We start from the raw sequence: 9,069 nt of genomic DNA, 5'->3' as shown, positions 1-9,069 counted from the left end.
GTGCTCAGGGGGTGACGCGGTCGCCGGGGACTCCCGTGGCGGGGACGCGGTCGCGGTGCTGCGGCAGGCCGCCGGCCGGCTGGTGGACGCGGGGAGTTCCAAGGCCCGTACGTCGATGGAGATGGCCGCCGGCGGGACTCGGGTGACCATCCGGGGCGCCGGGGTGTACGACTACCGGAAGCGGATGGGGCAGCTGAAGGTGCTGCTTCCGCAGGATCCCGCGGGAGCCGCGAAGCGCCGGCCGATCACCGAACTGCTCGCGCCGGGTGCGCTGTTCATGAAGAACCGGGGTGCCGGTGTGCCCCCGGACAAGTGGGTGCGGGTGGACACGCGGACCCTGTCCGACGGAAACCTCGTCACCGGCGGGGCCACCGATCCGTTCACGGCGGCCGAGGTGCTGCTCGGGACGCGGACGGCGGCGTACGTGGGCAGGACGGAGGTCGCGGGCACCGGAGTACGGCACTACCGGGGGACGGCGGATCTCGGCGACGCGGCCCGGCGCGCCTCGGACGGGAACAAGGACTCCCTGAAGGCGGCGGCCGACGGGTTCGCCACCACCGCGGTGCCGTTCGACGCCTACCTCGACGACGAGGGACGCATCCGCAAGGTCAGGCACCGCTTCAGCTTCCTGAACGGTCAGCAGAAGAGCCCCGTGGCCGTGGCGTCGACCACGCTGCTCTACGATTTCGGGGCCCCGGCGCGCGTACGGCTGCCCGCAGCCGGCGACATCTACGCGGGCAAGATCGCCGAGGAGTGACCGGCGTGAACTAGCCCGTCCGTGCCATGCGCGGTGTGTAGGCCGCTCCCTACTCTAGGAAGCCGGTGACGGCAGAGACGAGGTGATGCACGTGGCTCCGGTCGGCGGTACGGCAGTTCAGGACCACGTGGCCCTCGCCGAGATCGAGCTGTGCGGGGAGCTGATCATCGCGGCCTCGGCCGCCCAGGAGCGGCTCAGCCTGGAAAGCATCGACGAGGTGCTGAAAGTCGCCGAGGAGCGGGACTCCTCCGGACGCTGAGGCAGGGTGTCCGCCGGGCCCGGGCCCGGTTCACGTCCGCAGCATGCGGGCGATCGCCTGGGTCGCCTCCTTGACCTTCGCGTCGATCTCGTCACCGCCCTTGAGGGCCGCGTCTGCGACGCAGTGCCGCAGGTGCTCCTCCAGGAGCTGGAGGGCGAAGGACTGCAGGGCCTTGGTGGAGGCGGAGACCTGCGTGAGTATGTCGATGCAGTAGACGTCCTCGTCGACCATGCGCTGCAGGCCGCGGATCTGGCCCTCGATGCGGCGCAGGCGCTTGAGGTGTTCGTCCTTCTGCTTGTGGTACCCGTGCACGCCGTGGTCGTGATCGGCCGGCACTTCGGCCCCGGCGGTCTCTGCGGTGCCAGGGGTGACATGTGCGACATCTGTCGTGTCGGTCACATCCGTCATCGCTTCCTCCTGGTGGACCGTGGGTGAACTGATACCCCTGGTGGGTATATGGTACCGAACTTTGCCGGGTATACGGCCCTGGGAACCGCCCCCGTGTTCATCACTGTGCCCGATGGGCGACACTGGTGGGCGGCCGATAGCCGTGGCCGGATGATGCGCCTAGCATCAGCCTGACCGAAACCGAAGCACCCCGAGGACCCCACGTGCGCTTTCGTCTGACCCCCAGGGAGACGAGCTTCTACGACATGTTCGCCGCCTCCGCGGACAACATCGTCACGGGCTCGAAGCTCCTGATGGAACTGCTCGGGGCGGACACTCCCGCCCGGGCCGAGATCGCAGAGCGTATGCGGGCAGCGGAACACGCAGGTGACGATGCCACGCACGCGATCTTCCACCAGCTGAACTCCTCCTTCATCACGCCGTTCGACCGCGAGGACATCTACTCCCTCGCCTCGTCGCTCGACGACATCATGGACTTCATGGAGGAGGCCGTCGACCTGGTCGTCCTCTACAACGTCGAGGAACTGCCCAAGGGCGTCGACCAGCAGATCGAGGTCCTGGCGCGCGCGGCCGAGCTCACGGCCGAGGCGATGCCGCACCTGCGGACGATGGACAACCTCACCGAGTACTGGATCGAGGTCAACCGGCTGGAGAACCAGGCCGACCAGATCCACCGCAAGCTGCTGGCGCACCTCTTCAACGGCAAGTACGACGCCATGGACGTGCTGAAGCTCAAGCAGATCGTGGACGTGCTGGAGGAAGCGGCGGACGCGTTCGAGCACGTGGCGAACACGGTGGAGACCATCGCCGTCAAGGAGTCCTGAGCCCTTCATGGACACCTTTGCTCTGGTCGTGACCATCGCGGTCGCGCTCTTCTTCACGTACACCAACGGTTTTCACGACTCGGCGAACGCGATCGCCACGTCCGTCTCGACGCGGGCGCTGACGCCGAAGGCCGCGCTGGCCATGGCCGCGGTGATGAACCTCGCCGGTGCCTTCATGGGCTCCGGGGTCGCCAAGACCGTCAGCGAGGGGCTGATCCAGACACCGACCGGGTCGAAGGGGATGGGCATCCTCTTCGCCGCGCTGGTGGGCGCGATCGTCTGGAACCTCGTCACCTGGTACTTCGGGCTGCCGTCCTCCTCCTCGCACGCGCTGTTCGGCGGCATGGTCGGTGCGGCGCTGGCCGGGGGGACGACGGTCTACTGGAGCGGGGTGCTGGAGAAGGTCGTCATCCCGATGTTCGTGTCCCCGGTGGTCGGCATGCTGGCCGGCTACCTCGTGATGACCGCGATCCTGTGGATATTCAGGAAGGCCAACCCGCACAAGGCCAAGCGGGGGTTCCGCATCGCGCAGACCGTCTCGGCGGCCGGCATGGCGCTGGGGCACGGTCTGCAGGACGCGCAGAAGACGATGGGCATCGTGGTGATGGCGCTCGTCATCGCCGATGTCGAGGACTACGGCGATCCGATTCCGGTGTGGGTCAAGATCGCCTGTGCGGTGATGCTGTCGCTGGGGACGTACGCCGGTGGCTGGCGGATCATGCGGACCCTGGGGCGGAAGATCATCGAGCTGGACCCGCCGCAGGGCTTCGCGGCGGAGACGACCGGGGCGGCGATCATGTTCACCACGGCGTTCCTGTTCAAGGCGCCGATCTCCACGACCCATGTGATCACCTCGGCGATCATGGGCGTCGGGGCGACGAAGCGGGTGAACGCCGTGCGCTGGGGTGTCGCCAAGAACATCATTCTCGGCTGGTTCATCACGATGCCGGCTGCGGCGGCGGTGGCCGCGGCTTCCTACGGGCTCGTGAGTCTGGCGTTTCTGTAGCCCGTACTCGGCATCGGGGCTGAACGCGGGGTGTCGCGCAGCTCGGCGTGACGAGGTGGCGCTTGTGTGGGGTCGGCAGCTGCCCAGCGGCACGCATGCCCGCAGCCGAGTGAGCGAAAAGGCCCGCCCCTGGGAGAGGGGCGGGCCCTTTTTCGGCCTCGCGGTGGCACCGCCATGCAGCACCGCGAGGGGTCTCGGCGGGGGGTGACTCAGCCGAAGCGGCCGGAGATGTAGTCCTCCGTGGCCTGGACCGACGGGTTGGAGAAGATGCGCTCCGTGTCGTCGATCTCGATGAGCTTGCCGGGCTGGCCGACCGCCGACAGGTTGAAGAAGGCCGTGCGGTCGGAGACGCGCGCCGCCTGCTGCATGTTGTGCGTCACGATCACGATCGTGAAGCGCTCCTTCAGCTCACCGATCAGATCCTCGATCGCGAGGGTGGAGATCGGGTCGAGCGCCGAGCAGGGCTCGTCCATGAGCAGGACGTTCGGCTCGACCGCGATCGCCCGCGCGATGCACAGACGCTGCTGCTGACCGCCGGACAGGCCCGAGCCGGGCTTGTTCAGACGGTCCTTGACCTCGTTCCAGAGGTTCGCGCCCTTGAGCGACTTCTCGACGATGTCGCTCAGCTCGTTCTTCTTGTAGTTGCCGTTCAGGCGCAGTCCCGCCGCCACGTTGTCGAAGATCGACATCGTGGGGAAGGGGTTCGGGCGCTGGAACACCATGCCGACCTCGCGGCGGACCGACACCGGGTCGATGCCCGACCCGTAGAGGTCCTCGTCGTCGAGGAGCACCTTGCCCTCGACCCGGCCGCCGGACGTCACCTCGTGCATACGGTTCAGCGTGCGCAGGAACGTCGACTTGCCGCAGCCGGACGGGCCGATGAACGCCGTCACCGAGCGGGGCTCGACGGTCATCGAGATGTCCTCGATCGCCTTGTGGGAGCCGTAGTAGGCGGTCAGTCCGCTTACGTCGATTCGCTTGGCCATGATTGCTTCACTTCCAGACAGTCGGATCAGTCGCTGTGGCCGCCGTCAGCGACCGGTCTGCGGGGCCTTCCAGCGGGCGATACCGCGGGCCACCAGGTTGAGGATCATCACGAAGGCGATCAGGGTGAGCGACGCCGCCCAGGCGCGGTCGTACGCCGTGACCTCGCCCGATCCGTACTGCTGGTAGATGTACAGCGGGAGCGACGCCTGGGCACCCTCGAAGGGGTTGGCGTTGATGAACTTGCTGCCGAACACCAGCAGCAGCACGGGCGCGGTCTCACCGGCGATGCGGGCGATGGACAGCATGATGCCGGTGGTGATGCCGCCGAGCGAGGTCGGCAGGACCACCTTCAGGATGGTGCGCCACTTGGGCACGCCGAGCGCCAGAGAGGCTTCGCGCAGCTCGTTCGGGACGAGCTTGAGCATCTCCTCCGTGGAGCGGACGACGACCGGCATCATCAGGATCGCGAGGGCGAGTGACCCGGCGAAGCCGAAGGGCTCCAGATCGAACATCAGCATGAGGCTGAGGATGAACAGGCCGGCGACGATCGACGGGATGCCCGTCATGACGTCGACGAAGAAGGTGACCGCTCGGGCGAGGTTGCCGCGCCCGTACTCCACCAGATAGATCGCGGTGAGCACACCGACCGGCGCGGCGATCAGCGTGGCGAGGCCGACCTGCTCCAGCGTGCCGAGGATGGCGTGGTAGATGCCGCCGCCCGTCTCCGAGTCGGCGACCACGCCCATGGAGTGCGTCAGGAAGTAGAGGTCGAAGACCTTCACGCCGCGCTTGACGGTCGACCACACCAGCGAGGCCAGCGGCACCACGGCGAGCAGGAACGCTACCCACACCAGCGAGGTGACCACACGGTCCTTGGCCTGGCGGCGGTTCTCGACCCGGGCCGCGATGACATACGTACCGAGGACGTGCAGGATCGCGGCGATCAGCGCCCACTGGACGCTGCTGTGCAGGCCGGCGGCGGCGCTGATGCCGAGTCCGAGGGCGACGGATCCGGCGGCGATGGCCCACGGAGCCCACTTGGGCAGGTGGCCGCCGCGCAGTGTGCTGGGGCGCTTGGCGGTGACGGAGGGTGTGGTGCTCATGCGTTGGCCCCCGAGTACTCCTTGCGGCGGGCGATGATCGCGCGGGCCGCGCCGTTGACCAGCAGGGTGATGACGAACAGGACCAGACCGGAGGCGATCAGCGCGTCACGGCCGAACTCGGTGGCCTCGCTGAACTTGCTGGCGATGTTCTGGGCGAAGGTGCCGCCGCCCGGGTCGAGCAGGCTGGTGTGGATCAGGAAGTCCGGCGAGAGCACGGTGGCGACGGCCATCGTCTCGCCGAGGGCGCGGCCGAGGCCGAGCATCGAGGCCGAGATGACGCCGGAGCGGCCGAAGGGGATGACCGCCATGCGGATCACTTCCCAGCGGGTGGCACCGAGCGCCAGGGCGGCCTCCTCGTGCGTCTGCGGGACCTGGCGGAAGACCTCGCGGCTCACGTTGGTGATGATCGGCAGGATCATGATCGCGAGCAGGATGCCCACGGTGAGCATGGATCGCGCGGCGCCGCCCTGCCAGGCGAAGACGCCGGTCCAGCCGAGGTAGTCGTTCAGCCAGCCGAAGAGGCCGTTCATGTGCGGGACGAGGACCAGTGCGCCCCACAGGCCGTAGACGATGGACGGCACGGCGGCCAGCAGGTCGATCACATAGGCGATGGGGCCGCGCAGCCGGCGCGGGGCGTAGTGCGTGAGGAACAGCGCGATGGCGACCGAGACCGGGACCGCGATGAGCATGGCGATGATCGAGGAGACGATCGTGCCGTAGGCCAGGACCGCGATGCCGAAGACCGGCGGGTTGACGCCGGTGTTCCATTCGAAGGTCGTCAGGAAGTTGCCGTCGTCCTTGCTGATGGCGAGGACGGCGCGGTAGGTGAGGAAGCCCGCGATCGCGGCCATGATCACCAGCAGCAGAATGCCCGAGCCACGGGACAGACCGAGGAAGATCCGGTCTCCGGGCCGGGTGGCGCCACGGGCCGCGCGCTTCCGCTCGGCGGTGGGCGGCTGCGTGGGGGGAGGTGCGTCAGCTATCTGTGTTGTGTCCATCGGGTTCTCCGGTCTGCGGAACCGCACGTGCTGTGCGGCCCTTGGCGGCGGTGCACCGGACGGTGCGGTCCGGTCCCGCTGGGGACCGGACCGCACTCAGGTCAGCTCAGGCTCTCGACGGTCGTGCGAACCTTGGTGATGATCTCGTCGGGCATGGGCGCGTAGTCGTTCTCGGCGAGGATCTTCTGGCCGTCCTCCGAGGCCGCGTAGCGCAGGAACGCCTTGACCGCGGGCAGGGTCTCGGACTTGTTGCCCTTGTCGCAGACGATCTCGTACGTCACCAGGACCATCGGGTAGGCGCCGTCGGCCTTGGTCGCGTAGTTCAGCTCCAGCGCGAGGTCCTTGCCGGTGCCGACGACCTTGGCCTCGGCGATCGCCTTGGTGGCGTTGTCGACGGTCGCCTCGACCGGCTCGTCCGCGCCGGTGTCGATGGCGACGGTCTTGATGCCGTCCTTGGCGTACGACAGCTCGAAGTAGCCGATCGCGCCGGCGGTCTGCTTGACCTGCGCGGCGACACCGGAGGACTGCGGAGCGGACTGGCCGCCCTTGGCCTGCCAGGCCTTGCCGCCCTCGTAGGGGAAGTCCTTCTTGGCGGTGGCGATCAGGTACTTGGTGAAGTTGTCCGTGGTGCCGGACTCGTCCGAGCGGTGGAACGCCTGGATCTTGAGGTTGGGCAGCTTCGCGTCGGGGTTCAGCTTCGCGATCGCCGGGTCGTTCCAGTTGGTGATCTTGCTGTCGAAGATCTTGGCGATCGTCGCCGAGTCCAGGACGAGCTTGTCGACGCCGGGGACGTTGTAGCCGACGGCGATCGGGCCGCCGACCATCGGCAGGTCGATGCCCTGGCCGCCGGAGCAGATCTTCTTGGTGGCCGCGACCTCGTCGGGCTTCAGCGCCGAGTCCGAACCGGCCCACGGGACCTGGCCCTGCGTGAACGCGGTGACACCGGCACCGGAACCGCCGGCCTTGTAGTTGATCTCCACCTGGCAGGCCGCCGAGAACTGCTTCACCCAGGCGTCGACCGCGTTCTTCTGCGCGGAGGAGCCGTCGGCGAGGACCTGGCCGGAGGCGTCGTCACACTTGATGTTGCTCTGCGCGGCGGCGTTGGAGGAGCCTTCGCCCGGGTTGCCGGTCTCGTCGGAGCCGCACGCCGTGAGGGCCAGGGCGCCGGAGACGGCGAGAGCACCGAGAGCGAGGGCCCGCCGGTTCATGCGCTGAAGCTTCACTTGAGTTCCTTCCAGGAGCCGCCGTCCTGATCGGCGGCGTGCGAAGTCTGAGTGATGCGGACGCGGTCGCACTCGGGAGGCGCGGCTCGCGTCGGTAAGGCTGAAATTAGGCAGGACAGGTGAAGCCGCCAATGGCCGCACGTGAACGAGGGGTGAACCCCTGCCTAAGGCCTGGTTAGGTCACGGAATGCTCACGGGGAGAGCACGTCGGCATTCCGCTTTCGGACGGAACGGGACCGTCCGGTCAGCCGGCCGTCCGGGGCAGGTGCAGAACGGTGAGCAGCTCGTCCACCAGGGGCCGGTCGTGGGGCTGGGTGAGACGGTCCCGGGCGGCGGCCGGGGCGAGCCACAGGAGCCGGTCCACCTCGTCCGTCGGGGAGAACGCGCAGGTCATGGCCTCGGCCGCCCAGTAGCGGACCGTCTTGGGGCGGCCGCCCGCCGTATAGCGGTGGGTGGACAGCTCGGGGCCGGGCACGGCCCGGCAGCCCGTCTCCTCCGCCACCTCGCGCAGCGCGCCGGCGAGTGCCTCCTCGCCGCGCTTCAGCTTCCCCTTCGGCCACGACCAGTCGTCGTATTTCGGCCGGTGAACGAGGCAGAGTTCCGGCTCGCCGGTGGCGGGGGAGCGGCGCCACAGGACGCAGCCCGCCGCCTGAACGGTGGTGTCCTCGGGGGTGCTCACCGGTCTCACCGCCTCCTGGTGCCGGGTCCGGTCATGACGCGCCGACGGTCTCCTTCTGCCAGGCCTGCTGGAACGCGAAACGCGCCGCCTCCACCTCGTGCCGCTGGTCGGCGTGGAGCACGCCGAGGGCGTAGGCCGTGGCCGGGGCGATGCGCGGGGTGCGGGCCGCCTGGGCCGCCGCCGCCGACGCCTCCGAGGCGTCGCGGTGCCGGTTCAGGGCCTGGCCGGCGGCGAGCAGCCGCAGGTCGACCACGGCGTTGCCCTTGGGGCCGCTGACGGCCTCGCGGGCGTAGCGGTGCAGGCGCAGCAGCAGGCGGACCTGGTGCCACGGGGCGTCCTGGGGGTGCGGGACGGTGTCCGGGGACAGGCCGTGGACGAGGGCCGCGGAGTTGTACGGGTGCCCCGCGACGACGAGGGGGAGGGCGGTCACCGCGTCGGCGAGCCGGTCCTGGGCGGCGGTGGCGAGGGGACGCAGGTCGGTGGTGCCGGCGGTCTTGGCGAGCGGGACCTCGCTGGCCAGCACCGCGACCTTGTCCGCGATGGCGTGGAAGCGGCTGCTGCCCAGGGCCTGCAGGGCCGTGGAGTGGGCCCGGGTGCGGGCCAGCGTCAGCTGCCGGTCGAGCAGGGCGCCCGCCTTGGCCGCTCCCACGGTCAGGTTGCCGCGTTCCGGTGCCGCGGCCGGGGGATTGCGCGGCCCGGCGTCGCGGGCTGCCGCCCTCTGCGGGAAGGGCGCCGCCCCGGCGGTACGACTGCCCGCGGCCGGGTCGGCAAGGGCGAACGCGGCCGGGTCGGCATGGGCGAACGCGGCGGGGTCGGTATGGGTGC

At 69.2% G+C, this 9,069-nt stretch carries 11 protein-coding genes; 4 read left to right on the top strand and 7 right to left on the bottom strand.

What is annotated here, in order from left to right; all coding sequences use genetic code 11:
* Together C1J00_RS31980 and C1J00_RS45580 are read left to right on the top strand one after the other, a co-directional pair.
* Positions 1-757: SCO4651 family lipoprotein (locus tag C1J00_RS31980; protein WP_102912478.1), on the top strand; the 757-nt coding region annotated here is incomplete at its 5' end.
* 91 nt (positions 758-848) lie between these two features.
* Entirely contained in the window at positions 849-1,016 is a 168-nt protein-coding gene (locus tag C1J00_RS45580; protein WP_162494362.1) for a hypothetical protein, read from the top strand.
* A gap of 30 nt (positions 1,017-1,046) precedes the next feature.
* Here the strand turns inward: C1J00_RS45580 and C1J00_RS31975 are convergent, their stop codons facing one another.
* Positions 1,047-1,424, bottom strand: a complete 378-nt coding sequence (locus tag C1J00_RS31975) for a metal-sensitive transcriptional regulator (RefSeq protein WP_102912477.1) — start codon at positions 1,422-1,424, stop codon at positions 1,047-1,049.
* A gap of 203 nt (positions 1,425-1,627) precedes the next feature.
* Between C1J00_RS31975 and C1J00_RS31970 the strand changes: the two genes are divergently transcribed.
* Together C1J00_RS31970 and C1J00_RS31965 are read left to right on the top strand one after the other, a co-directional pair.
* Positions 1,628-2,248: a DUF47 domain-containing protein gene (locus C1J00_RS31970; protein WP_102912476.1), complete on the top strand. Its 621-nt coding sequence runs from the start codon at positions 1,628-1,630 to the stop codon at positions 2,246-2,248.
* A gap of 7 nt (positions 2,249-2,255) precedes the next feature.
* Positions 2,256-3,254, top strand: a complete 999-nt coding sequence (locus C1J00_RS31965; protein WP_102912475.1) for an inorganic phosphate transporter — start codon at positions 2,256-2,258, stop codon at positions 3,252-3,254.
* 209 nt (positions 3,255-3,463) lie between these two features.
* On the opposite strand, the gene pstB is transcribed toward C1J00_RS31965, so the two are convergent.
* The 6 genes from pstB to C1J00_RS31935 all read right to left on the bottom strand — a co-directional run.
* Positions 3,464-4,240 carry a phosphate ABC transporter ATP-binding protein PstB gene (gene pstB, locus C1J00_RS31960; RefSeq protein WP_102912474.1) on the bottom strand — a complete coding sequence of 259 codons (777 nt, stop codon included), beginning with the start codon at positions 4,238-4,240 and terminating at the stop codon, positions 3,464-3,466.
* A gap of 45 nt (positions 4,241-4,285) precedes the next feature.
* The gene (gene pstA, locus C1J00_RS31955) at positions 4,286-5,344 is read right to left on the bottom strand and encodes a phosphate ABC transporter permease PstA (protein WP_102912473.1); all 1,059 of its coding nucleotides are present in this window, start codon (positions 5,342-5,344) and stop codon (positions 4,286-4,288) included.
* Positions 5,341-6,342: a phosphate ABC transporter permease subunit PstC gene (pstC, locus tag C1J00_RS31950; RefSeq protein WP_102912472.1), complete on the bottom strand. Its 1,002-nt coding sequence runs from the start codon at positions 6,340-6,342 to the stop codon at positions 5,341-5,343. The genes pstA and pstC overlap by 4 nt, the downstream gene beginning before the upstream one ends.
* 101 nt (positions 6,343-6,443) lie before the next feature.
* Positions 6,444-7,565, bottom strand: coding sequence for a phosphate ABC transporter substrate-binding protein PstS (gene pstS / locus C1J00_RS31945; protein ID WP_102912471.1), 1,122 nt, complete (start codon positions 7,563-7,565; stop codon positions 6,444-6,446).
* A gap of 244 nt (positions 7,566-7,809) precedes the next feature.
* Positions 7,810-8,244 (bottom strand): NUDIX hydrolase, encoded by a 435-nt coding sequence (locus C1J00_RS31940; RefSeq protein ID WP_102912470.1) that lies wholly within the window; start codon positions 8,242-8,244, stop codon positions 7,810-7,812.
* Between the two features lie 31 nt (positions 8,245-8,275).
* The coding region (locus tag C1J00_RS31935) for a CHAD domain-containing protein (protein WP_102912469.1) at positions 8,276-9,069 on the bottom strand (794 nt) is incomplete at its 5' end.

The sequence above is a fragment of the Streptomyces cahuitamycinicus genome (genome assembly GCF_002891435.1).
In the GTDB taxonomy this organism is placed as follows: Bacteria; Actinomycetota; Actinomycetes; order Streptomycetales; family Streptomycetaceae; genus Streptomyces; species Streptomyces cahuitamycinicus.
This window is presented reverse-complemented; position numbering and strand designations above follow the sequence as displayed.

Coding starts and splice junctions, on each gene's coding strand:
- pstA (WP_102912473.1), bottom strand. CDS start 5,344: ATGAGCACCACACCCTCCGTCACCGCCAAGCGCCCCAGCACACTGCGC.
- C1J00_RS31975 (WP_102912477.1), bottom strand. CDS start 1,424: ATGACGGATGTGACCGACACGACAGATGTCGCACATGTCACCCCTGGC.
- pstB (WP_102912474.1), bottom strand. CDS start 4,240: ATGGCCAAGCGAATCGACGTAAGCGGACTGACCGCCTACTACGGCTCC.
- pstC (WP_102912472.1), bottom strand. CDS start 6,342: ATGGACACAACACAGATAGCTGACGCACCTCCCCCCACGCAGCCGCCC.
- C1J00_RS31965 (WP_102912475.1), top strand. CDS start 2,256: ATGGACACCTTTGCTCTGGTCGTGACCATCGCGGTCGCGCTCTTCTTC.